This window comes from Streptomyces tatrensis (genome assembly GCF_049310065.1).
Lineage (GTDB): Bacteria > Actinomycetota > Actinomycetes > Streptomycetales > Streptomycetaceae > Streptomyces.
Window position 1 is genome coordinate 3,341,265 of sequence record NZ_JBMDLB010000011.1, and the last position, 26,978, is coordinate 3,368,242.

Below are 26,978 nucleotides of genomic sequence, written 5' to 3' on the forward strand. Positions count from 1 at the left end.
CACAAGGCAACAGAGGGATCGAGGTGCACGTGCCTGACGTCTCCGTGGTCGTCATCGTCTACAACGACGCAGAGCGTCTCCCGGCAGCCGTCCAGTCGGTCTTGGACCAGACCCTGCACGGGGTCGAAGTCGTGATCGTCGACGACTGCAGCAAGGACGGGTCCTACGCGGTCGCCCAGCAGCTCGAGACCGCGCATCCGGGGAGAGTACGCGCCTTCCGGCTGGCGGAGAACAGCGGGGGTTGCGGTGCCCCGCGCAACCACGGCATCCAGCAGGCCACCGGCACCTACGTCATGTTCCTGGACAGCGACGACGTGCTGGAACGCAACGCCTGCCGCAACATGCTGGACGCCGCCGAGCGGACCGGATCCGACCTGGTCTCGGGCATGTGCGTCCGGGTCCACCTCGACAGCCGCTCGGGCAAGACCACCGAGTGGTACCCGTGGATCTACGCGCGCACCCGCACCCTGGAGTCGATCACCGAGTACCCGGACCTGCTGGTCTACGACACCCTCTCCACGAACAAGTGCTACCGCCGCGCGTTCCTGCTGGAGCAGGGCCTGGAGTTCCCGGTGGGCATCCACTACGAGGACCTCCTCTTCTCCGCGCAGGCCTACATCGCCGCCCGCCGCATCACGCTCGTCCCGAACCACGTCTACTACTGGAACGTGATCGAGAAGGCCTCGGCGAAGTCGATCAGCAACCGGCGCCACGAGATCGAGAACTTCGTCCACCGGATGGAGATCCACCGCCGCGTCGACGAACTGCTGGCGGCCAAGGGCCACACGGAGATCAAGTCCGCGAAGGACATCAAGTTCCTCAAGCACGACCTGGTGCTCCACCTGCGGGACCTGCCCCTCCTCGGTGACACCTACCGCCAGGAGTTCGCCCGGCTCGCCAACGGCTACCTGGCAGGCATCGACCCGGCCGCGTACGACAGCGTCAGCAACCTGCACGTCATCTGCGCCTACCTGCTCGGCAAGGAGGACTGGGACAACCTCCTGCCCGCCGCCGACGCCATGACCAACCAGGGCCGGCTCACCTCCCCGCTCGCCGAGCGCGACGGACGCGTCTACTGGTGCGACCGGCACATCGACGGTCCCGACGCCGACACGGCCCGCCGGATACTGGACGTCACCAACCAGCCCTACGCCGGCGCCCCGCTCGCCTCCCTCACGCTGGGCAACCGCCTCACCGCGTACGAGGACGACGGCCGTGGCACCGTCACCCTTTCGGGTGCCGTGGTGAACCCGCTGGGCCGGATCCGCCCCGACGTGGAACTGAAGGCCTCGCTGGAGTTCCGGGCCCGCCGGCAGATCGGCGTCCGCTCCTTCAGCTTCCCGGTGACAAACGTGCGCCACGCCGGCGACACGATCGAGTGGAATACCACTGCCGACATCGGCAGCACCGTCCGCCCGCTCGGCATCATCGACGCGGTCTGGGACGTACGCCTGAAGTTGACGGCCGGCGGCGACCGGCTCACCACCCGCGTCTCCGTCGGCGGGGTCGACCTGGACCAGGCCGCCCGGCTGCGCGTGCGCCCGAGGCTGACCCGGCTGGTCTCCGACCGCTTCGAGCCGGAGATGACCAAGAAGGGCAACCTCTCCTACGTCCTGACCGCCGAGGGCGCCGTCGCCGTGCGCACCCAGGCGCTGATCGACGGCGCGATGCACGGCAGGGCCGCCGGCGTGGTCAAGCGGAGCCTGCGCAAGGCCCTGCGGGCCCGGCGCAACCTCGGCTCGGGCGAGCAGAAGGTGAAGGTCTACCACGAGGTCTTCTCGAAGCTGCCCATCAAGAAGGGCACGGTCGTCTTCGAGAGCCACATGGGCAAGCAGTACAGCGACAGCCCGAAGGCGATCTACGAGGAGCTGGTGCGCTCCGGCGCGCAGTTCGAGGCGATCTGGTCGTACGCGGGCGCCAAGCCCACCGGCTTCCCCCCGGAGGCCACCCTGGTGCGGCGCTGGAGCTGGGCCTACCTGCGGGCGCTGGCGCAGGCCGAGTACTGGATCGACAACCAGGGCTTCCCGCTGGCGCTGACCAAGCGCCCGGCGACCACGTACATCCAGACCTGGCACGGCTCGGCGCTCAAGCGGATGGGCTTCCACGAGCCCCGCACCAAGGCGCAGGACCGGGCCGGCCAGGACCGCTTCCAGGCGGCCGTCGACCGCTTCGACCACTTCCTGCTCCGCTCCGAGCACGATGCCCGCACCCTCGCCAAGGGCTTCCGGCTGCGTGACGAGGTGCTGCTGCGCACCGGCTACCCGCGCAACGACGCCCTGGTCGCGGCCCACCGCGCGGAGGCGGACAGCGGAGAGCGGGTCCGCGGTCCCCTGGCGGGCGAGTTCGGGATCGACCCGGAGAAGAAGGTGCTGCTGTACGCGCCGACCTTCCGGGCGAAGGCCGACGGCACGGTGGAGGGCTTCACGTTCCCCTTCGACGTGGAGGAGTTCGCCGACCGGCTCGGCGACCGCTTCACGCTGCTGGTGCGCACCCACTACCTCAACAGCGTCACGCTGCCGCCGTCGGTCGCGGGCCGGGTCGTCGACGTGTCCCGGCACCACGACATCACGCCGCTGCTGGCGCTCGCCGACGGGCTGATCACCGACTACTCGTCCGTGATGTTCGACTACGCGGTCCTGGACCGGCCGATGCTGTTCTTCGCGTACGACTACGAGAAGTACGCGAACGACATCCGCGGCACGTACTTCGACCTCAAGGAGAAGGCCCCGGGCCCGGTGGTCGCCACCGCGGACGAACTGCTCCAGGCCCTCGCCGCCTTCGACGAGGCGGACGCCAAGTACGCCGAGGCGCGCCGGCGCTTCCTCGCCGAGTTCGGCGAGTACGACCGCGGGGACGCGGCCCGCCGGATCGTCGAGAAGTTCTTCACCAGGAGCGGCAAGTGAGCCAGCGGGACATCTTCCTCGTCTCCAACAGCGTGGACGAGCTCGGCGGCGTGACCACCTGGTCGCACCAGATGGCCGGGCTGTTCAGCGACCGGGGACACCGGGTCCACGTCATCGGCATCACCCCCGTCGCCGAGGAGCTCCGCCAGCGGTTCCCGGCGGACCTGCCCTACGCGGTGACCACGCTGTACGAGACCCACCCGGCGGCGGCCCGCGCGCTGCACGGCATCAAGGGCCGGCTCAACGCACCCGAACGGCGCCGCCAGGCGGCCCGCCGGGCGACGATGCGGGCCAAGGCGGACCGGCTGGGCGAGCTGCTGCGCGCGGCCCGCCCCGGCGCCGTGGTGATCGTCACGCAGGTCTGGGCGATGGAGTGGGTGGCCCTCGCCGACACCAAGGGGTGCACGGTCATCGGCATGAGCCACGAGTCCTTCGAGGCCAGCAGCAGGTCCTCCCGGGGCCAGCGGGTCCGCCGGTTCTACCGGGAGGTCGACCGGATGCTCGTGCTGACCCCCGAGGACGCGGACCTCTGGATCCGCTCGGGCATGGAGAACGTCTCCAGCATGCCGAACCCGCTGCCGTTCATGCCCGCCTCCCCCGCCCCGCGCACCGCGAAGGTCGTGGCGAGCGTCGGCCGCCTCGCCTTCGAGAAGGGCGTGGACCTGCTGCTCGACGCGTGGGCGGAGGCGTCCCCGCTCCACCCCGACTGGGTCCTGCGGATCTACGGGGCCGGCGTGGAGGAGGCGACCCTGCGGGCGCACGCCGCCGGGCTCGGCCTTCAGGACTCCGTGGAGTGGATGGGCAGCACCAGCGATGTGCTGGGCGCGCTGACCGGAGCCTCCGTCTTCGCCCAGGCCTCGCGCGCCGAAGGGTTCCCGATCACGCTGCTGGAGGCGATGGCCGCGGGCGTGCCGGTGGCCGCCTTCGACTGCGCGCCGGGTGTCCGGGAGATCGTGACGCACGGCGAGGACGGGCTGCTGGCCCGGCTCGGCAACACGATGGAGCTGGCCGGGCAACTGGACCGGCTGATGGCCGACCGCGAGCTGCGCGACCGGCTCGGCGACGCCGCGTTCCACAACGTGCGGCGGTTCTCCAGCGTCGAGATCACCGACCGGTGGGAGGAGCTGTTCTCCTTCCTGGAGCGCTGAGCGCGACGGGCCGGACACGTCGCAGTACGTACGAAGAAGCCGCCCGCCCCGGAATCGACCGGGGCGGGCGGCTTCGTACGCTCTGCCTGTGTCAGGCCTTGCGGTGGGCCTCCCAGCCCTCCCAGGCCGAGGTGATCATCTCGCGCACGTCGTGGCGGGCCTTCCAGCCGAGCTCCGCCGAGATCCGGCCGGCGGAGGCGACGACCTTCGCCGGGTCGCCGGCGCGGCGCGGGGACACCGCGGGCGTGTAGGCGCCGCCGGTGTGCCCGGTGGCCTCGTTGACGAGCTCGACCATCTCGCGGACGGAGACGCCCTCGCCGCGGCCGATGTTGACGGTGAGGTCCTTGTACTCGCCCTGCGCGCCCCATTCGACGAGCTTGCGGGCGGCCACCACATGGGCCTCGGCGAGGTCGGCGACGTGGATGTAGTCGCGGATGCAGGTGCCGTCCGGGGTCGCGTAGTCGTCGCCGAAGATCCGGGCGCCCTCGCCCTTGTCGAACCGCTCGAAGATCATCGGGACCAGGTTGAAGACGCCGGTGTCGGCGAGCTCGGGGGTCGCGGCGCCCGCCACGTTGAAGTAGCGCAGGCAGGCCGTCGAGATGCCGTGGGCCCTGCCCGCGCCGCGGACCAGCCACTCGCCCGCCAGCTTGGTCTCGCCGTACGGGCTCAGCGGCAGGCACGGGGTGTCCTCGGTGACGAGGTCCACGTCCGGCATCCCGTACACGGAGGCGGAGGAGGAGAAGAGGAAGTTGCGCACGCCCGCGGCGGCCACGGCCTGGAGCAGGACGGTGAGGCCGCCCACGTTCTCCTCGTAGTAGTGCAGCGGCTTCTCGACTGACTCGCCGACCTGCTTCTTGCCCGCGAGGTGGACCACGCCGGTGATCTGGTGCCGGGCGAAGGTCTCGTCCAGCACCTGCCGGTCGAGCACGGAACCGACCACCAGCGGGACGCCCTTCGGGACGCGGTCGGCGTTGCCGGTGGAGAGGTCGTCCAGAACGACGACCTCCTCACCCGCGAGCAGCATCGCGCGGACGACGTGCGCCCCGATGTAACCGGCACCACCAGTGATCAGAAACGTCATGCGTGTCTCCTCGGTTAGCTTTCGTGCTTCTCGTCCGGCGCTGTCGTCCGGCTTCCCGTCCTGGCTTTCCGTCCCGGATCCCTGTCCCGGGTACCGCTCTAGCCGCGGACTATGCGGGCCCGGTTGAACCGGTGGCGGGCCAGGCTCATGACGCCCGAGGCACCGGGCGCGAGCCTCAGCGCGAGCGATCCGCCGGTCGTGCGGTAGGGCTGCGCCAACAGAACACCGTAGCGGCTGCTGGGCAGCACGCGCCGGTGAAGCAGGCGGCTCAGGGGGCGCGGGGAGGTGATTACGGAGCTCCCGTCGGCGCACTCCACCCTCAGCTTCACGTCCCACGCCTGCAGGCCCCGCCGGCCCTCGCCCCGCCCGCGGCTCGCCAGATTGGTGAGCCGGAAGGGCAGCTCCGCGGTCCACCGGTCGCCGTCCCCGGCGGGGGTGAGCTCCACCGGTTCGGCGACCAGCGCCTCTCCCAGGTCGCCCCGGGGCTGGAAGCTGAGCTGCACGGTGCGCGGGCCGGCCGCGGCGAGGCGCCCGTACAGGTCGTGCACCTGGATCCGGAGCCCCGCGCAGCCGTTCGGTTCGGCGTCGACGGTGATGGGCAGCGCGGCCGTCTCCAGCTCGTCCAGCCCGTCCAGCTCCACCGGCAGCGTGTCGCTCCAGACCGGCGCTCCGGTGGGGCCGGTCGCGTACGGGGGCAGCAGGCGGGGCGGGTCGGCGGCGAAGCGGGTCAGCCGCAGCAGGTCGGCGGGGGCAGGCGGCGCCTCGGTGGCGAGCAGCACCCGGACGATCCAGCGGGCGTGCGCCCCGGCGGCCTCGATCTCGGCGTCGGAGAACCCGGCGACGTACTCACGGGTCAGCGTCCACCATGCGGCCTGGTAGCCGGGGTCCTGGCCGAGCTCGCGCAGGTACATGCGCAGGTCGTACTCCAGGAACTTGACCTGGCAGGCCCGGCCCAGCTCGGGCGAGGAGGCGGCCATGAGCCGGGAGGCCACGCGGTGGGCCTCCACGCGCGCGCTCCAGTTGCCGACGTCCTTGCGGTCCAGGGAGATGGAGACCTGGGCGGCGTTGCGGCGCACGTGCCACACGTAGACGAGGTCGCCGATCACCGCGATGCGGGGGCGGGCCGCCAGCACGCGGGCGGTGAACACGAAGTCCTCGTAGATGAAGCGGCCGTCCGGGAAGCGGATCCCGTGCGTGTCCAGGAAGGCCCGCTCGTACAGCTTGTTGACGCAGAGGGTGTCGCGGACCAGCTCCGTGCGGTCCTCCACGCGGTCGATGACCTCGCCCGGCGTGTACAGACCGGGCACCCAGGGCACATCGCGGCTCTCGGGCAGTTCACGGCGGACGCAGGAGCCGACCGTGACCGGTGACCGGTGCTCCCCGGCCGCGCGCACCAGGGCGTCGATCGCCCCGGCGGGCAGGACGTCGTCACTGTCCAGAAACATGACGTACGGGGCGGTCGCGGCCGCGATCCCGTCGTTGCGGGGGGTGCCGCAGCCTCCGCTGTTCTCCGTGCGGTGCACGACCTTCACGCGGGGGTGGCGGGCCGCCAGCTCGTCCAGCACCTGGGCGGTGCCGTCGCTGGACGCATCGTTGACCGCGATGACCTCGGCGACCACCGGGCCCTGGGCGAGAGCCGAGGAGACGGCCTGGCCGACGAGCGCGGCATCGTTGTACGCGATCACTACGACGGCAACAGTGGGGGTATGGGTGCTCGTCACCCGTGGATCCTAGGCCACCCGAGTAAACGTGACCTTAAGACGGGCCACCCGAACGGGGGATAAACGGAATCCTGTGACGAGCCTGTGACGACGGCCGGAGACCCGGCCGCCGCCTTCGGCTACGGCATCCGTCAGAAGGGACGGAACTCGTCGTACTCCTTCTGTGCGGAATCCCGCTCGGCTTCCTTCTCCTTGCGGCGCGTGGTCGCCGGACGCGGGGCCTCCAGACGGTGGTCCTCACCGCGGCGGCCCAGCATCTCGGCGCCGGCCATCATCATCGGCTCCCAGTCGAAGACGACCGCGTCGTCGTCGGAACCGATGGCGACGCCGTCACCCGCACGGGCACCGGCCTTCTTCAGCGCCGCCTCGACGCCGAGGCGGTTGAGGCGGTCGGCGAGGTAGCCGACGGCCTCGTCGATGTTGAAGTCGGTCTGGCGGACCCAGCGCTCCGGCTTCTCGCCGCGCACGCGGTACACGTCCTCGGCCTCGTCGTAGGCGATGGTGAAGCCCGAGTCGTCCACGGCCTTCGGCCGGATGACGATGCGGGTCGCCTCCTGCTTCGGCGTACGGGCGCGGAACTTCGCGATGACCTCGGCGAGGAAGTAGGACAGCTCCTTCAGACCCGTACGCGAGACCGCGGAGACCTCGAAGACCTTGTAGCCGCGGGCCTCCAGGTCCGGACGGACGATGTCCGCGAGGTCCTGGCCGTCGGGGATGTCGACCTTGTTGAGGACGACGAGGCGCGGGCGGGTCTCCAGGCCGCCGCCGTAGAGCTTCAGCTCCTCCTCGATGGCGTCGAGGTCGGCGAGCGGGTCGCGGTCGGACTCCAGGGTGGCGGTGTCCAGGACGTGCACGAGGATCGAGCAGCGCTCGACGTGGCGCAGGAACTCCAGGCCGAGGCCCTTGCCCTGGCTGGCGCCCGGGATGAGGCCCGGGACGTCGGCGATCGTGTAGACCGTCGAGCCGGCGGTGACGACGCCCAGGTTCGGGACGAGCGTCGTGAAGGGGTAGTCGGCGATCTTCGGCTTGGCCGCGGAGAGCACCGAGATCAGCGAGGACTTGCCGGCGCTCGGGAAGCCGACCAGCGCCACGTCGGCGACGGTCTTGAGCTCCAGGATGACGTCGCCGCCGGTGCCGGGTACGCCGAGGAGCGCGAAGCCGGGCGCCTTGCGGCGGGCGGAGGAGAGCGCCGCGTTGCCGAGGCCGCCGCGGCCGCCCTCGGCGGCCACGTAAGTGGTGCCCTGGCCGACGAGGTCGGCGAGGACGTTGCCCTCCTTGTCGAGGACGACGGTGCCGTCCGGCACCGGCAGGATCATGTCCTCGCCGTCCTTGCCGGAACGGTTGTCGCCCGCGCCGGGCTTGCCGTTGGTGGCCTTGCGGTGGGGGCTGTGGTGGTACTCCAGCAGGGTGGTGATCGACTGCTCGACCACCAGGATGACGTCGCCGCCACGGCCGCCGTTACCGCCATCGGGGCCGCCGAGCGGCTTGAACTTCTCCCGGTGAACGGAGGCGCAGCCGTGGCCCCCGTTACCCGCGGCGACGTGCAGCTCGACGCGGTCCACGAAGGTGGTCATGGTTGTTCCTCCAGATACAGCGGGAATAACCCGGAAAGCCCGGGCGGGTAGGCCTTGCTACCCATTAAACGTGTCTATGTGACAACGCGCCGAGGGCGGACCTCTCTTCCCGGCTCGCGCCGGAAAGAGCTGAGATCCGCCCTCGGGGTGTTACGAACGCTTCAGATCAGCAGGAGCTGAATCAGGCGGCCGGAACGATGTTGACGACCTTGCGGCCACGGTGCGTGCCGAACTCGACCGAACCGGCCTGCAGCGCGAACAGCGTGTCGTCGCCACCACGACCGACACCCGAACCCGGGTGGAAGTGGGTGCCGCGCTGGCGGACGAGGATCTCACCAGCGGAAACGACCTGACCGCCGAAGCGCTTCACGCCGAGCCGCTGAGCGTTGGAATCGCGCCCGTTCCGGGTGGACGATGCGCCCTTCTTGTGTGCCATGTCTCAGTCCCTCTTACTTCGCAGCCGCGGGGATACCGGTGACCTTGATCGCCGTGTACTGCTGGCGGTGACCCTGGCGACGGCGGTAGCCGGTCTTGTTCTTGTAACGCAGGATGTCGATCTTGACACCCTTGTGGTGATCCACAATCTCGGCCGTGACCTTGACGCCGGCCAGGACCCACGGGTCGCTGGTCACGGCTTCGCCGTCGACAACGAGCAGGGTCGAGAGCTCGACCGTGTCGCCAACCTTGGCAGTGGGAATCTTGTCAACTTCAACGATGTCGCCGACAGCAACCTTGTGCTGGCGACCACCGCTGCGCACGATGGCGTACACGCGGATCTCTCTCTCACTCGAAATCGGGAACCCCTGAAGCCAGCCGGCCCCGCGTGAACCGCAGGCCGGCCTCCCCCGTCCCAGCCGCGAGGCGGCGGTACGGGAGGTGAGGTGCTCAGTGGATTGGCGTGTGCATAGACACGCCAGCGACCTAGGTTACGGGGCCCGGTCGGAGGGGTCAAACCGGGGTCCGGAGCGGGGCCCCGCAGGGCCGGAACGCCTTCGCCCGGCGCCGCCCGCGGGCTCTGTGCCGGGGCCGACCGCACGGTGCACGCCTGGTCGGTAACCCGCTGTAGGCCGCCCGCGGGCCGCCTACGGGTACGCCATCCCGCCGTGGCCCGGTGCCCGCCCCGCTGCGTTCCGGGGACGCGCAGCGCCCTTGTGGCGGCGCGCAGCCGCCGTGGGCGTACGTCCTGCGGAAAAAGCCCCGCCCGGCACCGCATGCGGTGCCGGGCGGGGCCGGGTGGAGCAGGATCCACGGATCAGGCTTCGGTCGGAGCCGAGACGGAGGGCAGCGTCTGCTGCTCCGCCGCCGCGGTCTTCTTCGTCGCCCGCTTCGTGACCGTCTTCTTCGCGGCCGTCTTGGCCGTCGCCGTCTTCTTGGCGGCGGTCTTCTTCACGGCCGCCGCCTTCTTGGCCGGGGCCTTCTTCGCCGCGGTCGTGGTGGTCGCCTTCTTGGCGGCCGTCTTGCGGACCGCCTTCTTGGCGGGGGCCGCCGGGGCGTCCTCCTCGACGACAGCCTCGGCCGGGGTCTCCACCGGCGTCTCGACCGGCGCCTCGACGACCAGTACGGCCGCCTCCGCGCCCGCCGGGGAACCGGCCGGAGCGGTGGCCTTACGGGTGGCACGGCGACGCGGACGGGCCGGCGCGGCCTCGACGGGCTCGGCCGGGGTCTCCACGACGACCGGCTCGGCCTCGACGACGGCCTCGGGCTCCGGCTCGGCCACGGGGGCCTCGACGACCGGCTCCGGGGCCTGGACGGCCTCGGCCGGGGCGCCCGCCGGAGCGGTCGCCTTACGGGTGGCACGGCGGCGGGTGCGGCCCTTGGGGGCCTCCTCCACGACCGGCTCCGCGACGACGGCCTCGACGATCTCGGCGACCTCGACGACGACCTCGGGCTCGATGACCTCGACGACCTCGACCACCGGCTCGGCCACCGGGGCCGGAGCCTGGGCAGCCGCACCGCGCGGGGCGCCCGCCGGAGCGGTCGCCTTGCGGGTGGCGCGGCGGCGGTTGCGGCGCCCGCTCACTCCTCCGGCAGCGGCCTCGGCCTCGGCCGGGCTGCTGTAGAGCTCCTCGTCGGCGACGAAGGAGGGCTCGGGCAGCGCCACGGGGGCAGCCACCTCGGCAGCCAGCTCCGCCTCGGTCTCGATCTCGTAGTCATCGCCCTCGGCGGTGTCCACGGCCTCGATCTCGTGGTCGTGCTCGTGTCCGGCCTGGCCACCGCGGCGCTTGGAGCGCTTGCCGTTGCCACCGCCGCCGACCACGGTCGGGGTCTCCATGTGCACGATGACGCCGCGGCCGTTGCAGTGGACGCAGGTCTCGGAGAAGGACTCCAGCAGACCCTGGCCCACCCGCTTGCGGGTCATCTGGACCAGACCCAGCGAGGTCACCTCGGCGACCTGGTGCTTGGTGCGGTCACGGCCCAGGCACTCCAGCATGCGCCGCAGGACCAGGTCGCGGTTGGACTCCAGGACCATGTCGATGAAGTCGATGACCACGATGCCGCCGAGGTCGCGCAGCCGCAGCTGACGCACGATCTCCTCGGCCGCCTCCAGGTTGTTCCTGGTGACGGTCTCTTCGAGGTTGCCGCCCTGACCGGTGAACTTGCCGGTGTTGACGTCGATGACGATCATCGCTTCGGTCTTGTCGATCACGAGGGAACCGCCCGAGGGCAGCCACACCTTGCGGTCGAGCGCCTTGGCGAGCTGCTCGTCGATCCGGTACGTCGCGAAGACGTCCACCTCGGAGGTCCAGCGCTTCAGCCGGTCGGCCAGGTCCGGGGCCACGTGGTTCACGTAGCCGTGGATGGTCTCCCAGGCGCTGTCACCGCTGACGATGACCTTGGTGAAGTCCTCGTTGAAGATGTCGCGCACGACGCGGACGGTCATGTCCGGCTCGCCGTACAGGAGGCTCGGCGAAGAGGTCGAGATCTGCTTCGACTTCTTCTGGATGTCCTCCCACTGGGCCTGCAGGCGCTCGACGTCGCGGCGCAGCTCGTCCTCGCTCGCGCCCTCGGCGGCGGTGCGCACGATGACGCCCGCGTCCTCGGGGACGATCTTCTTGAGGATGGTCTTCAGGCGCGCGCGCTCGGTGTCGGGCAGCTTGCGGCTGATGCCGGTCATCGAGCCCTCGGGCACGTAGACCAGGTAGCGGCCGGGCAGCGAGACCTGGCTGGTCAGGCGGGCGCCCTTGTGGCCGATCGGGTCCTTGGTGACCTGCACCAGGACCGACTGGCCGGACTTGAGGGCGGCCTCGATGCGGCGCGGCCCGTGGGCCATGCCGAGCGCCTCGAAGTTGACCTCACCGGCGTACAGGACGGCGTTGCGGCCCTTGCCGATGTCGATGAAGGCGGCCTCCATGGACGGCAGCACGTTCTGGACCTTGCCCAGGTAGACGTTGCCGACGTACGAGGTGGCTTCTTCCTTGTTGACGTAGTGCTCGACGAGCACGTTGTCCTCGAGGACGCCGATCTGGGTGCGCTCGCCGGACTGGCGGACGACCATGACGCGCTCGACGGCCTCGCGGCGGGCCAGGAACTCGGCCTCGGTGATGATCGGGACGCGGCGACGGCCCTGCTCGCGGCCTTCGCGGCGGCGCTGCTTCTTGGCCTCCAGGCGGGTCGAGCCCTTGATGGACTGGACCTCGTCGGAGGAGGTGGAGCCGGCGACGAACTCCGAGCGCTCGCGCGCCGGGCGCGGCTCGCGGACCTTGACGACCGTGCGCACACCGTCGTCCTCGGCCGCGTCGGCGTCCGTCCCACCGTCACCGCTGCGACGGCGGCGGCGCCGGCGGCGACGGCTGGAGCTGGAGCCGAGGGCCCCGTTCTCCTCGTCGTCCTCGGCGTCTTCCTCGTCGGCCTCTTCGGCGGACTCGGCCTCGGCCTCTTCCTCGGCGGACTCGTCGAGGTCGGCGGCCTCACCGCGACGGCGGCGACGGCCACCGCGGCGGCGACGGCGCGACGGGCGGTCGCCCGACTCGTCGGTCTCGTCCTCGTAGGCCTCGGTCTCGGCCTCTTCCTCGACCAGCTCTACGTCGGCCAGCGTGACCGGGCCGGACGGCGCGGCGGCGGCCGGAGCCGGGGCCACGGGTGCGGCGGTCTCGGCGGCGGCTCCGCGGCCACGGCGGCGGCGACGGCCGGCCGGCTGCGGGGCGGGGGCGGCCTCGATCTCGACCTCGGCGTCGACGAGGTCGAGCTCCTCCTCCTCGACCTCCTCGGCCGGGGCGGCGGCAGCGGCGGCCGCGGCCATCATGGCCGCGGTCTCCGGGGTCTGGAACATCGGCTCGGCGAACACCGGGGCCTGGAACACGGCGACGGCGGGACGCCCGGCGCGGCGGCCACGGGCCGGGGCCTCGGCGGCGGGGGCCTCGGCGGCGGCCGGAGCCACGGGCTGCGCGGCGGCGGCCGGGGCGGTGGTGGAACGGGTGGCGCGGCGGCGGCCGCCGCGCTTCGGGGAGTCCACGGCGTCGGCGACGGTGACGGTGGCCTTGGCGGCGACCGGAGCCGGAGCCTCGGCCACGACGGCCTCGGCGGCTTCCGCGGCGGGCGCCTCGGGGGCGGTCACGGCGCGGGTGGCACGGCGGCGGGCACGCGGAGCCGGAGCAGCGGCCTCCTCGACGACCTCGGCCACGGGAGCGACCGGGGCGGCCACGGGGGCCTCGACGACCGGGGCCTCGGCGACGGGCGCCTCAGGGGCGGTCACGGCGCGAGTGGCACGGCGACGGGCACGCGGAGCCGGAGCAGCCGGCTCCTCGACGACCTCGGCCACGGGGGCGGCGGCCACCGGGGCCTCGGCGGCGGGCGCCTCGGGGGCGGTCACGGCGCGAGTGGCACGACGGCGGGCACGCGGCGCGGGGGCAGCGGCCTCCTCGACGACCTCGGCCACAGGAGCGGCGGCGACGGGAGCCTTGGCGACCGGCGCCTCGGGCGCTGTCACGGCGCGGGTCGCACGGCGACGGGCACGCGGCGCGGGAGCAGCGGCCTCCTCGACGGCCTCGGCGGCCGGAGCGGCCGCGGGAGCCTCGACCACGACCTCGGCGGCGGACGCCTCGGGGGCGGCAACGGCGCGGGTCGCACGGCGGCGGGTACGGGCCGGGGCGGCCTCCTCGGCGGGAACCGCGGCCACCACGGGCGCGGGAGCGGCTTCGGCGGCGGCTACGGCCCCGCCGGGCGGGCCCGCCGGCCTGGACGCGGCGCGCCGGCGCCTGCGCGGAGGCAGGTTGTCGCTCGGGCTGCCACTGTCGGCGGCGCCGTTCTTGGCGGTGTTGTCGTTTTCGCTGTTGAGCATGCGGGGTTTCTCCCGTCACGCTCCCGGGCGCCGCGGCTGACTTCCGGTCCGGCACGGCTCCGCGTAATGAGCGCGGAGCCGGCCTCCGGGGCGCGTTCGCCACACGGGAGCTCAGTTCAATGGCCGCCGGTTCCGTACGTGTAGTCCGTACGGCCTGGCGGAAGTCTTCAAGTCTTCAGGTCTGTGCGCGGCCCGACCCAGGTGGCTCCCGAGTCCCAGGGCTGCGCGACGACGACGATCCTTACGCGGCGGGACCTTCCGGCGCCTTCGCGTCGGCGGTTACGGCCGCCGTGGGTGGGGCGGTCGTGACAGCCTCGCGGTCGGGCGCGAGCGGGTCGGTCACCGTGCCGGACTCCTCGTCGAAGAGCCCCTGCGCCAGCCTGGTCACCGCAGCGGGGACCGGCGGCGTTAGGTCGGCCACAGCTCGGAGACCGGACAGGACGTCGTCGGGTCGAACGGCAGGTGTCAAATGCCGAACAACCAGCCGCAGTATCGCACAAGCATTGTCCAGAGGCCTATCAGCCTCTGCTACGGCCGTGACCGGAACCACTTCCAGGCTGACCACGGCGCCGCGCGTGTCGAAGGTCCGCATGCCGTTCTTGGTGCGGCGCTGGACCTCCACGGCCTCGGCCGCCAGGAAGGCCTCGACCGCCTTCTGCGCGTCCGCGGGCTCCACGCCCTCCAGGCGCAGCTCCCAAACGGAGGCCGTCAGCCGGTCGGCGAGACCGGAGGTGTGTGCCTCCACGGCGTCGATGATGTCGAGGCCCACGGGCATCGACTCGTCGAGCAGCTCGCGCAGCACCGCGGGGTCGCGGGGCTCGGCGAGGGCGATCTCCAGGTACTCGGCCTCGCTGCCGGTCCCGGTCGGGGCCGCGTTCGCGTACGAGACGCGCGGGTGCGGGGTGAAGCCGGCCGAGTACGCCATGGGCACCTCGGAGCGGCGCAGGGCCCGCTCGAAGGCGCGCTGGAAGTCCCGGTGGCTGGTGAACCGGAGGCGGCCGCGCTTGGTGTAGCGCAGGCGGATGCGCTGCACTACCGGTGCGGGAGGCGGGCCTTCGGGCTGTCGCTTGCCCAGTGGTTCATCTCCTTGTGCGGGGCTCCGCGGCTCGCGCGTCGCCCTGAGGTCTGTGGGGCCTGCCGGCCTCGCCTGCCCTCCGGCTCACCCCTGCTCACTTCTGCAGGGAGATCTCGGGGGCGGGCGTGTCGCCTGCGGCCCTGTTACTACCCAGAGTACGCGTCTGTGACCTCGCTGGTTCCCGGGGCGGGCCTCCGAACAGTGCCCGCCGTACGTCGGCCCGCGCCTCGCGCACCGCGAGGCGGGAGGTCCGCCACACCTCGCCGACCGCACGGCCGACGGGAGCGATCGCCTGCCGGTGCACCGCACGGGCGGCGCGACGGCCGACGGCCCACCCGGCGCGCAGCACGTTCCCGACGGGGGTGACCACGCGGCGGCGCACCCATCCGGCGGGCCGCACCACACCCCACCGCCACAGCCACACCAGCCCGCGCCCGAGCGCCCGGCTCACCCGCCCCGCCAGGTGCCAGGCCCCGACGAGCAGCTGCCAGAGCGGCACGAGCAGGTACGCCCACACCCCCCGCCCGACCGGCGCCAGCAGGTACCGCCACGCCCCCACCACCACGGGCCGTACGAGATACCGCCACAGCGCGACCCACGGCCAGACGAACAGGGCCCTGCCCAGCCAGGCCACGCCCGTCGCGAACCCCCGGGCCAGCCACCGCAGTCCGTGCCCGACGGGGGCGAGGACGTACCGGTACAGCGCGCCGGCCGGCAGCACGAGCAGGTACCGGACCGTGCCCACGAGCAGCCAGGCGACGGCCCGGCCGACGGGCAGCAGCCCGTACTCCCAGACCGGGACCAGCAGGTAGCGCCAGAGCCCCACACCCGCCGGCCGCAGCAGATACGCGTAAACGGCCTGCCCCACCGGGCGCATGACGTACCGCCAGAGACCCACCCAGGGCCAGTAGAAGACCACCTTGAGCAGGGCCCCGATCAGCCACCCGGTCCCCCGCAGCACCGGCAGCACGGCCCGCTCCCAGAGCCACCGCAGTCCTTGCCCCAGCGGCCCGAGGACGTTCCGGTTCAGCATCCGCGCGAAGGCGACGAGCAGGTCCCAGACCACCCGCAGGGGCAGTACGACCAGCACCGCCACGATCTTGACGGGAATCCGCACGACCCCCACCAGGCAGCCGTCCCCCTGCGGCGCCGGCAGCGCCTTCTCCAGTTCCATACCGCTAAGGACACACCACGGCCCGGGACCGTTGCGCCAAACTGCCGTCCGTCAGTCGATGGAGCCCGGTTCGGCGAGCCAACGGGTGCGCAGATCGATGTGCTTGGCGAGCGTCTCGAAGTCCCGGTCGTAGTGCAGCACCGTCAGCCGGTGCCGTGCGGCGGTCACCGCCACGACCAGGTCGACGACGCCTGCGGAGCGCACGCACCCGGCTTCGGCCAGGGCGCTCTGCGCGGCACCGACCCTGGCCCAGACGTCGTCCGGGATCTCGTGCCACACGTACAGGTCCGTGAACGCTTGCCGCATCTGCGCGTACTGGGCCGCCGAGCGGGCGGAGTACAGGGCCTCGACCTCGGTCACCGCGCACATGCCGATGCGTCCACCGGCCAGTGCGGGCCGCCATGTGGAGAACGGCCCCGGGAGGGTGATCCGGTGCGCGGCGGAGGTGTCGATGAGGAAGTCTCCTTCGGTCAGTTCCCCCACGGCCCGCGCACCTCCGCCTTGAATCCGGGCTCCCGCCCCTTGTCGAATGCGCCCTCTTCGTCGAGCTTGATGAGGGCTTCCAGAGCTCGCTGCCTGCGGACCCGTGCTCCTATTTCCTCCAGCGCCGCGTTGACCGTGTCCTTCTTAGTGGTGGTCCCGAGGGCTTCCATCGCGAGTGCGAGGGCTTCCTCGTTGATGTCGATCACGGTCTTGGCCATACGGGCCACCTCCTGGCAGCAAGCCCGGAGTATTCCTTCGGGCACCATTCAAGGATATCCGCAGGCGTCAACCGCAGGAACGATTAACCGGCGGTCGAATGAATATGCCCCCCACCGTTCCCGGTGGGGGGCATAGACAGGGGCGGCCGGCCGGCCTCAGCCGCAGGTCACTTCACGACCGACAGCGGCAGCAGCTTCTTGCCCGTCGGGCCGATCTGGATCTCCGTCGAGAGCTGAGGACACACGCCACAGTCGAAGCAAGGCGTCCAGCGGCAGTCCTCGACCTCGGTTTCGTCGAGGGCGTCCTGCCAGTCCTCCCACAGCCAGTCCTTGTCCAGACCGGAGTCGAGGTGGTCCCAGGGGAGTACCTCCTCGTAGGTGCGCTCGCGGGTCGTGTACCAGGCCACGTCGACGCCGTGGGCGGGGAGGGTCTTCTCCGCAGCCTGCATCCAGCGGTCGTAACTGAAGTGCTCGCGCCAGCCGTCGAAGCGGCCGCCCGACTCGTACACGGCGCGGATGACGTCGCCGATGCGGCGGTCGCCGCGGGACAGGAGGCCCTCGACGATGCCGGGCTTGCCGTCGTGGTAGCGGAAGCCGATGGAGCGGCCGTACTTCTTGTCGCCGCGGAGCTTGTCGCGGAGCTTGCCGAGGCGGGCGTCCGTCTCCTCGGCCGACAGCTGCGGGGCCCACTGGAAGGGGGTGTGCGGCTTGGGGACGAAGCCGCCGATGGAGACGGTGCAGCGGATGTCGTTCTGGCCGGAGACCTCGCGGCCCTTGGCGATGACGTTGACCGCCATGTCGCCGATCTGCAGGACGTCCTCGTCGGTCTCGGTCGGCAGGCCGACCATGAAGTACAGCTTCACCTGGCGCCAGCCGTTGCCGTAGGCCGTGGCGACCGTACGGATCAGGTCCTCTTCCGAGACCATCTTGTTGATGACCTTGCGCATGCGCTCGGAGCCGCCCTCGGGGGCGAAGGTCAGACCGGAGCGGCGGCCGTTGCGGGTCAGCTCGTTGGCCAGGTCCACATTGAAGGCGTCCACGCGGGTCGACGGGAGGGACAGGCCCACCTTGTCGTCCGTGTAGCGGTCGGCCAGGCCCTTGGCGATGTCCGCGATCTCGGTGTGGTCCGCCGAGGAGAGGGACAGGAGGCCGACCTCCTCGAAGCCCGTGGCCTTCAGCCCGCGCTCCACCATCTCGCCGATGCCGGTGATGCTTCGCTCCCGCACGGGGCGCGTGATCATGCCGGCCTGGCAGAAACGGCAGCCGCGGGTGCAGCCGCGGAAGATCTCCACGGACATCCGCTCGTGGACGGTCTCGGCGAGCGGGACCAGGGGCTGCTTGGGGTAGGGCCACTCGTCGAGGTCCATGACGGTGTGCTTGCTGACCCGCCACGGCACGCCCGAGCGGTTCGGGACCACGCGGCCGATGCGGCCGTCCGGCAGGTACTCGACGTCGTAGAAGCCCGGGACGTAGACGCCGCCGGTCTTCGCGAGGCGCAGGAGGACCTCCTCGCGCCCGCCCGGGCGGCCCTCGGCCTTCCACGCGCGGATGATCTCGGTCATGTCGAGGACGGCCTGTTCGCCGTCTCCGATGATCGCGCAGTCGATGAACTCCGCGATCGGCTCGGGGTTGAAGGCCGCGTGGCCGCCCGCGAGCACGATGGGGTGGTCGACCGTACGGTTCTTCGCCTCCAGCGGGATGCCCGCGAGGTCCAGCGCCGTCAGCATGTTGGTGTAGCCGAGCTCGGTGGAGAAGGAGAGCCCGAAGACGTCGAAGGCCGAGACGGGGCGGTGGCTGTCCACGGTGAACTGCGGCACCTTGTGCTCGCGCATCAGCTCTTCGAGGTCCGGCCACACGCTGTACGTGCGCTCCGCGAGGACGCCCTCGCGCTCGTTGAGCACCTCGTACAGGATCATGACGCCCTGGTTGGGGAGCCCGACCTCGTACGCGTCCGGGTACATCAGCGCCCAGCGGACGTCGGCGCTCTCCCACGGCTTGACCGTGGAGTTGAGCTCACCGCCGACGTACTGGATCGGCTTCTGGACGTGCGGAAGCAGGGCCTCAAGCTGAGGGAAGACCGACTCGGTCATCACGCGACTTTCGTGAAGCGGGCAGGGGGCGACTCTCAAGCGTACCCCGGGGCCCGGAGCGCCCCCGCCCGCACGATCAGCCGCGCACCGCCGCCGCCGGGCCCGCGGCGGCCGCCCACACCTGCGGCAGCTCCCGCTCGCGGTGTGCGGCCAGCGCCTCCTCGCGGCCGTAGAGCAGGCCCCAGGTGAAGGAGGACTCCCCCGCGCCGGCCGCCTGGACGGCGAGGCCGCGCAGGGCGTCGCGGGCGACGACCGCGTCCTGGTGGTCGCCGAGCAGGGTCTGGACGGCCTTCACCGCCCTGGCCAGGCGGCGCGCGGTCTTGCCGAGGGCGGGGGCCGCCGCCTCGGCCGCGTACCGGGTGCGCTTCGCGGCCTTGCGGGCCTCGTGCAGGGCCAGGTCGCGGGCTTCGCCGGGGTCCATGGACAGGGCGCCCTCGATCCGGGCGGCGAGGCGTTCGTAGTCCCGCAGGACGGCCTCGGGCAGGACCGTTTCGGCGGGCCGGTCGGCGGCCTTGCCGAGCGGCGGGTCGGCGAGCAGGGCGTCGAGGGCGTTCAGCAGGGCCACGTAGCGCCTGCTGTCGAGCGCGGCCAGCGCCGCGCGGCGCGAACCGGTGCGCCGGGCGACGTTCCAGATCTTGAGGCGGCCGCGGACCGGGCCGAGCACCAGGGTGCGCGGGAGTTCGTCGAGCCGGGTCTGGATCCGCTCGAGCAGTACTTCCTGGTCGCGGTCGACACCGAGCTCGGCGGCGAGCCAGCGGAGCTCCTCGCCGACCGGGCCGGTCTCGGCGGGGTCCAGGACCCGGCGGTAGGTCTTGAAGGCGCTGCGCAGCCGCCGGGTGGCGACCCGCATCTGGTGGACGGAGTCGGGCAGGCCCCGGCGTACGGCGGGGTCCTGGGCGATGAGGGTGTCGCGCTGTTCGCGCAGGTACGCGAGCACGTGCGCGCCGGCCGTGCCCCCGGCGGGGCCGGGGCCGGTGTCGGCACCGGCGCCGGGGCCGGCCGTCCGGACCGGGGGCTCCCCGCCGGTCTCGGTCAGCGCCCTGGCGAGCTTGGAGGGGGCGTCGCTGACCCGGAGTCCGGCCTTGCGGAAGGTCTTCTCCACGGCGTCGAGCAGCGCCGGGTCGGCGCCGTCGGCGAGCTCGACCTCCACCTCGGTCCAGGCAGCGGTGGCGTCGGCGCGCTCGGCCAGTACCGCGTCCGTGGACAGCTCCGCGAGGAGGGCGCCATTGGCGTCGAGGAGGTGGCTGAGCCTCCGCGAGGACAGGAGCCTGACCTGTGGTTCCAGCGGGGTGTCGCGGATGCGGGAGCGCAGCAGCGCGGTCAGCGCGTCCGGGACGGTGTCGCCGAGGGGGGCGGTGATCTCGTCGCGCACGCCGGGGGCGACGGGCAGTTTGAGGTGCCAGCCGGCGTCCTTGCCGCCGGTGCGGCGGCGCAGGGTGAGCCCGTCGGCGGCGAGCCGCTGGTCGGGGGTGTCGTAGTAGACGGCGTCGAGCTCGGCCGTGCCCTGGTCGGTGACGGCCGCGATGGCGGCCGTGCCCGTCAGGTCCGGGACCCCGCGCCGTCCGGCCTTGATGCTCCTGAACTCGAATTTGCGCTCGATCTCGCGCTTCGTGTCCGCCATGGATCGAACGTAGTCCTGAACGGAATGCGGCGGGAAGGGAAACGGCCGGTGCGGCGGAAAACCGGCCCGGGAACCGAGGGATCGAGCCGGGCGGGCCCGCAGCCCGACCCGGCACCGCGTCAAGCCGACATCGGCCGCTGCACCCTGATCGACTGGAGCAGCCCGATGGCCACCCACACGGCGAACATCGAGGATCCTCCGTAGGAGACGAACGGCAGCGGGAGTCCGGCCACGGGCATGATCCCGAGGGTCATGCCGATGTTCTCGAAGGACTGGAAGGCGAACCAGGCGATGATCCCGGCGCACACGATCGTGCCGTACAGCTCGGTCGTCTCGCGGGCGATCATGCAGGCGCGCCACAGGATGACCCCGAGCAGCACTAGGATCAGCCCGGCTCCGACGAAGCCCAGCTCCTCCCCCGCCACCGTGAAGACGAAGTCGGTCTGCTGCTCCGGTACGAACTGGCCGGTGGTCTGCGAGCCCTTGAAGAGGCCGGAGCCGGTCAGGCCGCCGGAGCCGATGGCGATGCGCGCCTGGTTGGTGTTGTAGCCGACGCCGGCCGGGTCGAGCTCGGGGTTGGCGAAGGCCGCGAAGCGGTTGATCTGGTACTCGTCGAGGACGCCGAGCTGCCAGATCAGGATGGCCCCGCCGGCGCCGGAGCCGAGCAGGCCCAGCACCCAGCGGTTGGAGGCGCCGGAGGCCAGCAGGACGCCGAGCACGATGACGACCATGACCATGACGGAGCCGAGGTCGGGCATCAGCATGATGATGCCCATGGGGAAGGCGGCCAGGCAGAGCGCCTTGACGACGGTGCGGTGGTCGGGGTGGGCGAGGTCGCCCGCGTCCACCCGGGTGGCGAGCAGCATCGCCATGACCAGGATGATCGTGATCTTGACGAACTCGGAGGGCTGCAGCGAGAAGCCGCCGCCGACCACGATCCAGGCGTGGGCGCCGTTGATGGTGGCGCCGAGCGGGGTGAGCACGGCGAGGATCAGGACGACGGAGAGCCCGTAGAGGACCGGTACGGCGCCGCGCAGGGTGCGGTGGCCGAGCCAGATCGTGCCGATCATCAGCACGAGGCCGATGCCGGTGTTCATGGCGTGCCGGAAGAGGAAGTAGTACGGGTCCCCGTTGTTCAGCGAGGTCCGGTTGCGGGTCGCCGACCACACCAGCAGGGCGCCGATGAGGGAGAGGGCGAGCGCCGAGAGGAGTATCGGCCAGTCGAGCCGGCGCACCACGGAGTCGCGGGCGGTGAGTTTGGCCATCGCTCCCCGCTGCTCCGGCGCGTACCGGGCTACGGAGAATTTGTTGGCGGTCTGCATGTCGGTCCTCGGTACTCAGTCGTGCTGCGCGGGGCGCTGGGCTTGCGGGCCGGCCAGCGCGGGCGGCGCCAGTTCTTCCGGGGACGGGGGTACGTACGGCCGGATCTCGGGGGAATCGATGCCGCCGTCGGGGCGGATCCTGGGCAGCTTCTTCTCCGGTCCCAGCAGGAGCGCCTTCTTCAGGTCCTGGTTGCCCGCCATGTCGAGGCCGTAGATGGCGTTGTAGATGTTGCGGACGGCGGGGCCGGAGGCTCCGGAGCCGGTGCCGCCCTGGGAGATGGTCATGACGATGGTGAAGTCGTCGGTGTAGGTCGCCAGCCAGGAGGTGGTCTGCTTGCCGTAGACCTGGGCGGTGCCGGTCTTGGCCCGCATCGGGATCTTGTCCAGCGGCCAGCCGCCGAAGCGCCAGGCGGCGGTGCCGCCGGGTTCGACGACCATGCGCAGGCCCTTGTCGAGGTCCTTGACGGTCTTGGCGTCGACCGGCAGCCTGCCGTGCGACCTCGGCTTGATCCACTCGACGTGCTTGCCGTCGGCGCTGATGACGGCCTTGCCGACCGTGGGGTCGTAGAGGGTGCCGCCGTTGCTGATGGCGGCGTAGGCGGTGGCCATCTGGATGGGGGTGACCAGGACGTCGCCCTGGCCGATGGCGAAGTTGATGCTGTCGAACGCCTTGAGCTGGTTGCCTTCGAGGCAGCTCTCGTAGGCGATCTGCTCGACGTAGGTGCCGCCCTTCTTGCCCTGCTTGCACCAGGAGTCCTTGTTGGCCGCCCAGAAGCCCTTCTTCCAGCCCCGGTCGGGGATGCGGCCGGTGACCTCGTTCGGCAGGTCGATCCCGGTCTCGGAGCCGAGGCCGAACTCGCGGGCGGTCCGGTAGAACCAGTCGTGGGCGTCCTTCTTGGGCTTGAGCCCGCCGTCGCGCTGCCACTCCTTGTGCCCGAGGGCGTAGAAGACGGTGTTGCAGGAGAACTTGAGGGCCTCGCCGAGGGTGATGGGGCCGTGCCCCTTGGACTCGAAGTTCGCGAAGCTGCGGTTGCCCATGCTGTAGGAGGCGCTGCAGTTGTACTTGTCGTCGAAGGCGTATCCGGCCCGGACGGCCGCGCTCGCGGACACCACCTTGAAGATGGAGCCCGCGGGGGCCTGGCCCTGGATGGCCCGGTTGAGCAGCGGGTAGTTGGAGCCCTCGCTGGTGAGGGCGGCGTAGTCCTTGGCGGCGATGCCGCCGACCCAGGCGTTGGGGTCGTAGTCGGGCTGGGAGGCCATCGCGACGACCCGGCCGGTCTTGGTCTCCATGACGACGACGGCGCCCGAGTCGCCCTCGTACTTGCGGCCGGTGATCTTGTCGGTCTCCTGGCGGACCGTCTTCATCGCCAGCTGGAGCTCGTACTCGGCGACGGACTGGACCCGGGCGTCGATGCTGGTGACGAGGGTGGATCCGGGCACGCCCGCGTCGGACTCGGTCTGGTGCATGACCCGGCCGAGGTTGTCGACCTCGTAGGAGGTGACCATCGCCTTGCCGCGCAGGTACTTGTCGTAGGTGCGCTCGATCCCGGAGCGGCCGACCTGATCGGAGCGCAGGTGCGGCGAGTCGGTGTCCTTGGCCTTCTGGATCTCCTCGTCGGTGACCGGCGAGAGGTAGCCGAGCACCTGGGAGGTACGGGCCCCGCCGGGAGCCGGGTAGCGGCGGACGGCGACGGGCTCGGCGGTGACGCCGGGGAACTCCTCGGGGCGTTCGCGCAGCTGCAGTGCCTGCTGCGTGGTGGCGTCGAGGGTGATCGGGATCGGCTGGTACGGGGAGCCGTTCCAGCAGGGCGCGGGGGTCTGGGAGTCGCAGAGGCGGACCTTCTCCATGACCTCCTTGGGGGTCATGTCCAGGACGCCGGCGAGGCGGGTCATGACGGCCTGGCCGCGGTCCTTCATCTTCATCAGCGCGGTACGGCTGGTGGAGACGACCAGACGGGTCTCGTTGTCGGCTAGGGCTACGCCCCGGGCGTCGAGGATCGTCCCGCGCACGGCAGGCTGGACGACCCGCTGGACGTGGTTGCTCTTGGCCTCGTGGTAGTACTCGGCGCCGTTGCGGATCTGGAGGTACCAGAGCCGGCCGCCGAGGGTGAGGAACATCGAGCAGACGAGAATCTGGATGATCACGAGCCGGATCTGCACCCGGGAGGTACGGCCGGTCTCCGGAATGTTGGTCACGTGGACTCCTCCCTCACAGCTTCTTGACGCTCTTCACACCCTTGATTCCCTTGACGCCCTTTATCCGGCCGGCCCGGTTGGCGCGGCTGCGGGCCGTCTTCATCCGCAGGCCGCCGCGCTGGCTTCCGATCCGCAGTCCGGTGCCGCCGGCCAGCCAGCCGGAGGCGATGTCCTTGCCCGCGGGCGGGCCGCCGTTGGCCTCGACGGCCATCGGGTCGTTCTCCGCGCGGCGGGCCAGGGCCATGATGAACGGCACGGTGAAGGGGGCGAGCAGCAGGTCGTAGAGGACCGCGGTGAACAGCAGTCCGGTCAGCCCCACGTGGCGGGCGGCGGTGTCGCCGACCAGGGCGCCGACGCTCGCGTAGAGCAGGGTGGAGGCGAAGGCGGCGCCGACGACGGTGAGCATCGGGCCCCAGGCGGAGCGGAACCGCCCGGTGTCGGGGCGGACCAGGCCGGCGACGTAGCCGATGACGCACAGCACGAGCGCGTAGCGGCCGGCGGCGTGGTCGGCGGGCGGGGCCAGGTCGGTGAGCAGGCCGGCGGCGAAGCCGATGAGGGCGCCGCTGACGCACCCGTAGACGAGTGCGAGGGCGACGACGGTGAGCAGGACCAGGTCGGGGACGGCTCCGGGGAGTTGGAGGCGGCCCAGGATGGAGACCTGGACGATCAGGGCGACCACGACGAGCGTGCCCGAGAGCAGGATCCGGTTGAAACGCATGATGATCGGCTCCTAGTCCTCGGCCGGCTTGCCGGACGCGGACGCGCCGGGCGACGGGGTGACCGTGACGGTGACCGTCGGGGTGGGCTTGGGCGCTTCGGGCTTCGGCGGCAGGACCGCGTCGCGCGGGTCCTCGCGCGGGGGCATCACCACGACGCCGACGATGTCCAGGCGGGAGAAGCCGACGAAGGGGCGGACCCAGACGGTCCGGGTCAGGTCGCCGCGCGAGGGGTCGACCTTGATCACCTCGCCGATCGGGACGCCGGGCACGAAGGGCTTGTTGCCCCGCGAGCCGAAGGTGACGAGCCGGTCGCCGGTGTTGATCTTGGCCTTGCCGTTGAGCATCTGTACGGAGAGCTCCCGGTCGCCCTGGCCGGTGGCGAAGCCGAGTTCGCCGGTCTTCTCCAGACGGGTGCCGACGGTGAAGTCGGGGTCGTTGGCGAGGACCACGGTGGCGGTGTCGGGGCCGACGGTGGCGACGCGGCCGACGAGTCCGTCCCCGTTGAGGACGGTCATGTCGCGCTGGATGCCGTCCTTGCTGCCCGCGTCGATGGTGACGGTCCAGGAGAAGCCCTGGGCCGCTCCTATGGCGATGACCTCGGCGCCCTTGATGCCGTACTGGCCCGCGCCCGCCCGCTTGAGCATCTCGTCGAGCTCGCGGATCCGGCTGCGGGTCTGGTCGTCGCTGCCCAGCTTGGCCTTGAGCGCCGCGTTCTCGCGCTCCAGCGTCGCGATGCGGTTGTGCCGCTCGCCGGAGTCCCGTACCGCCCCTATGGCGTTGGCGACCGGGTCGACCCCTTTCGCCACGCCCTTTTCGACGGGTCCGAAGACCGCTGCGGCGGCCTGTCGGGCACCGTCGACCGGAGACTCCTCACCCGTCCTGATGTCCACCGTGATCAAAGCGAACGCGATGGCGATCAGAAGCACCAGGAGCAGCCGGCTTTCTCGTGTGTCCCTCACGTGCGGCGGCCGTGCCTTCCTCATAGATACCTGTGCGGCGAAGCCGCTCCGGTGGAGCCGGTGCTTGCACCGGGCTGTGCGGCGAAGCCGCTCCAGTGGAGCCGGTGCTTGCACCGGGCTGTGCGGCGAAGCCGCTCCAGTGGAGCCGGGGCTCGCACCGGGCCTTGCCTGTATATCAACGATCCGCCGCACGGGCCCGGTAGCACCCGTACGGCGGATCATTTGTGTTCCACCGTCGTGCGGCGGGCCGGATCAGCGCCGGGGCTGGGCGTCCAGGACCTGCTGGAGCGCCTCGAACTCCTCTACGCACTTGCCGGATCCGAGCGCGACGGAGTCGAGCGGGTCCTCGGCGATGTGGATCGGCATGCCCGTCTCGCGGCGCAGCCGCTCGTCGAGGCCGCGGAGCAGGGCGCCGCCTCCGGTCAGGACGATGCCGCGGTCCATGATGTCGCCGGAGAGTTCCGGCGGGCACTTGTCGAGGGTGGTCTTGACGGCGTCGACGATCGCGTTGACCGGCTCCTCGATCGCCTTGCGGACCTCGGCGGCCGAGATCACGACGGTCTTGGGCAGGCCCGAGACCAGGTCGCGGCCGCGGATCTCGGTGTGCTCGTCCTTGTCGAGGTCGTAGGCCGACCCGATGGTGATCTTGATCTGCTCGGCGGTGCGCTCACCGAGGAGGAGGGAGTACTCCTTCTTGATGTGCTGGATGATCGCGTTGTCGAGCTCGTCGCCGGCCACCCGGATGGACTGTGCCGTGACGATTCCGCCGAGGGAGATGACGGCCACCTCGGTGGTGCCGCCGCCGATGTCCACGACCATGTTGCCGGTGGCCTCGTGGACGGGCAGGCCCGCTCCGATGGCGGCGGCCATCGGCTCTTCGATGATGTGCACCTGGCGGGCACCGGCCTGCGTGGACGCCTCGATGACGGCGCGGCGCTCCACTCCCGTGATGCCGGAGGGTACGCAGACCACGACGCGCGGGCGGGCCAGGTAACGGCGCTTGTGGATCTTGAGGATGAAGTACCGGAGCATCCGCTCGGTGATCTCGAAGTCGGCGATGACGCCGTCCTTGAGGGGCCGCACGGCGACGATGTTGCCGGGCGTGCGCCCGATCATCTTCTTGGCTTCGGAGCCGACCGCCAGGATGCCACCGGTGTTCGTGTTGATGGCGACCACGGACGGCTCGTTCAGGACGATTCCCCGGCCCCTCACGTACACCAGCGTGTTGGCGGTCCCGAGGTCGATCGCCATGTCACGGCCGATGAACGACATGTTGTTCCCCTTGTTCCCCATGAGGAGCGTCTGGCCTTCCAGTTGATAGCGGCTGCTGTCAGGTCGGCGAGGTGGGTGTGTGGGTGGAAGCCCCATCGTAGTGCCGCAAGTACGGGCACCGCGCGACGGGACTCCGGCAAGCCC

The 26,978-nt window shown here is 71.4% G+C and carries 19 protein-coding genes; 2 read left to right on the plus strand and 17 right to left on the minus strand.

Translation table 11 applies throughout. The features are described from left to right. Positions 1 to 23 precede the first annotated feature (23 nt). Both ACODT5_RS30985 and ACODT5_RS30990 read left to right on the plus strand, forming a co-directional pair. On the plus strand, positions 24 to 2,903 hold the full coding sequence (locus tag ACODT5_RS30985) for a bifunctional glycosyltransferase/CDP-glycerol:glycerophosphate glycerophosphotransferase (RefSeq protein ID WP_422522442.1): 2,880 nt from the start codon (positions 24 to 26) through the stop codon (positions 2,901 to 2,903). After that, entirely contained in the window at positions 2,900 to 4,051 is a 1,152-nt protein-coding gene (locus ACODT5_RS30990) for a glycosyltransferase (protein WP_422522443.1), read from the plus strand. Before ACODT5_RS30985 ends, ACODT5_RS30990 begins: the two co-directional genes overlap by 4 nt. Positions 4,052 to 4,142: 91 nt before the next feature. Here the strand turns inward: ACODT5_RS30990 and galE are convergent, their stop codons facing one another. The 17 genes from galE to ACODT5_RS31075 all read right to left on the minus strand — a co-directional run bounded on the left by galE (position 4,143) and on the right by ACODT5_RS31075 (position 26,834). Then, positions 4,143 to 5,132: a UDP-glucose 4-epimerase GalE gene (gene galE / locus ACODT5_RS30995; protein WP_422522444.1), complete on the minus strand. Its 990-nt coding sequence runs from the start codon at positions 5,130 to 5,132 to the stop codon at positions 4,143 to 4,145. 98 nt (positions 5,133 to 5,230) lie between these two features. Next, positions 5,231 to 6,853, minus strand: a complete 1,623-nt coding sequence (locus tag ACODT5_RS31000) for a glycosyltransferase family 2 protein (RefSeq protein ID WP_422522445.1) — start codon at positions 6,851 to 6,853, stop codon at positions 5,231 to 5,233. A gap of 131 nt (positions 6,854 to 6,984) precedes the next feature. Further along, positions 6,985 to 8,427: a GTPase ObgE gene (obgE, locus tag ACODT5_RS31005; RefSeq protein WP_422522446.1), complete on the minus strand. Its 1,443-nt coding sequence runs from the start codon at positions 8,425 to 8,427 to the stop codon at positions 6,985 to 6,987. Between the two features lie 181 nt (positions 8,428 to 8,608). Beyond that, on the minus strand, positions 8,609 to 8,863 hold the full coding sequence (rpmA, locus tag ACODT5_RS31010; RefSeq protein WP_030013081.1) for a 50S ribosomal protein L27: 255 nt from the start codon (positions 8,861 to 8,863) through the stop codon (positions 8,609 to 8,611). 13 nt (positions 8,864 to 8,876) lie between these two features. Further along, positions 8,877 to 9,197 (minus strand): 50S ribosomal protein L21, encoded by a 321-nt coding sequence (gene rplU / locus ACODT5_RS31015; RefSeq protein WP_112446572.1) that lies wholly within the window; start codon positions 9,195 to 9,197, stop codon positions 8,877 to 8,879. Between the two features lie 482 nt (positions 9,198 to 9,679). Further along, entirely contained in the window at positions 9,680 to 13,705 is a 4,026-nt protein-coding gene (locus tag ACODT5_RS31020) for an Rne/Rng family ribonuclease (protein WP_422522447.1), read from the minus strand. A 241-nt stretch (positions 13,706 to 13,946) separates the two neighbouring features. Then, on the minus strand, positions 13,947 to 14,738 hold the full coding sequence (locus ACODT5_RS31025; protein WP_422522448.1) for a TIGR03936 family radical SAM-associated protein: 792 nt from the start codon (positions 14,736 to 14,738) through the stop codon (positions 13,947 to 13,949). A gap of 136 nt (positions 14,739 to 14,874) precedes the next feature. Then, entirely contained in the window at positions 14,875 to 15,954 is a 1,080-nt protein-coding gene (locus ACODT5_RS31030; RefSeq protein ID WP_422522449.1) for a hypothetical protein, read from the minus strand. 51 nt (positions 15,955 to 16,005) lie between these two features. Then, the gene (locus ACODT5_RS31035; RefSeq protein ID WP_422522450.1) at positions 16,006 to 16,437 is read right to left on the minus strand and encodes a PIN domain nuclease; all 432 of its coding nucleotides are present in this window, start codon (positions 16,435 to 16,437) and stop codon (positions 16,006 to 16,008) included. Next, positions 16,425 to 16,655: a type II toxin-antitoxin system VapB family antitoxin gene (locus ACODT5_RS31040; RefSeq protein ID WP_422522451.1), complete on the minus strand. Its 231-nt coding sequence runs from the start codon at positions 16,653 to 16,655 to the stop codon at positions 16,425 to 16,427. Before ACODT5_RS31040 ends, ACODT5_RS31035 begins: the two co-directional genes overlap by 13 nt. Before the next feature lie 167 nt (positions 16,656 to 16,822). Next, the gene (locus ACODT5_RS31045) at positions 16,823 to 18,748 is read right to left on the minus strand and encodes a TIGR03960 family B12-binding radical SAM protein (protein ID WP_243334824.1); all 1,926 of its coding nucleotides are present in this window, start codon (positions 18,746 to 18,748) and stop codon (positions 16,823 to 16,825) included. Positions 18,749 to 18,821: 73 nt separating this feature from the next. After that, a complete protein-coding gene (locus tag ACODT5_RS31050; protein WP_422522452.1) occupies positions 18,822 to 20,366 on the minus strand; it encodes a CYTH and CHAD domain-containing protein in 1,545 nt (514 codons plus the stop codon). 119 nt (positions 20,367 to 20,485) lie between these two features. After that, on the minus strand, positions 20,486 to 21,688 hold the full coding sequence (gene rodA / locus ACODT5_RS31055) for a rod shape-determining protein RodA (protein WP_422522453.1): 1,203 nt from the start codon (positions 21,686 to 21,688) through the stop codon (positions 20,486 to 20,488). A gap of 15 nt (positions 21,689 to 21,703) precedes the next feature. After that, positions 21,704 to 23,884, minus strand: coding sequence for a penicillin-binding protein 2 (mrdA, locus tag ACODT5_RS31060; RefSeq protein ID WP_422522454.1), 2,181 nt, complete (start codon positions 23,882 to 23,884; stop codon positions 21,704 to 21,706). Between the two features lie 13 nt (positions 23,885 to 23,897). Continuing rightward, a complete protein-coding gene (gene mreD, locus ACODT5_RS31065) occupies positions 23,898 to 24,602 on the minus strand; it encodes a rod shape-determining protein MreD (protein WP_422522455.1) in 705 nt (234 codons plus the stop codon). 12 nt (positions 24,603 to 24,614) lie between these two features. Further along, entirely contained in the window at positions 24,615 to 25,562 is a 948-nt protein-coding gene (gene mreC, locus ACODT5_RS31070; protein ID WP_422522456.1) for a rod shape-determining protein MreC, read from the minus strand. Positions 25,563 to 25,814: 252 nt separating this feature from the next. Beyond that, positions 25,815 to 26,834, minus strand: coding sequence for a rod shape-determining protein (locus ACODT5_RS31075; RefSeq protein ID WP_069923827.1), 1,020 nt, complete (start codon positions 26,832 to 26,834; stop codon positions 25,815 to 25,817). Positions 26,835 to 26,978: the final 144 nt, after the last annotated feature.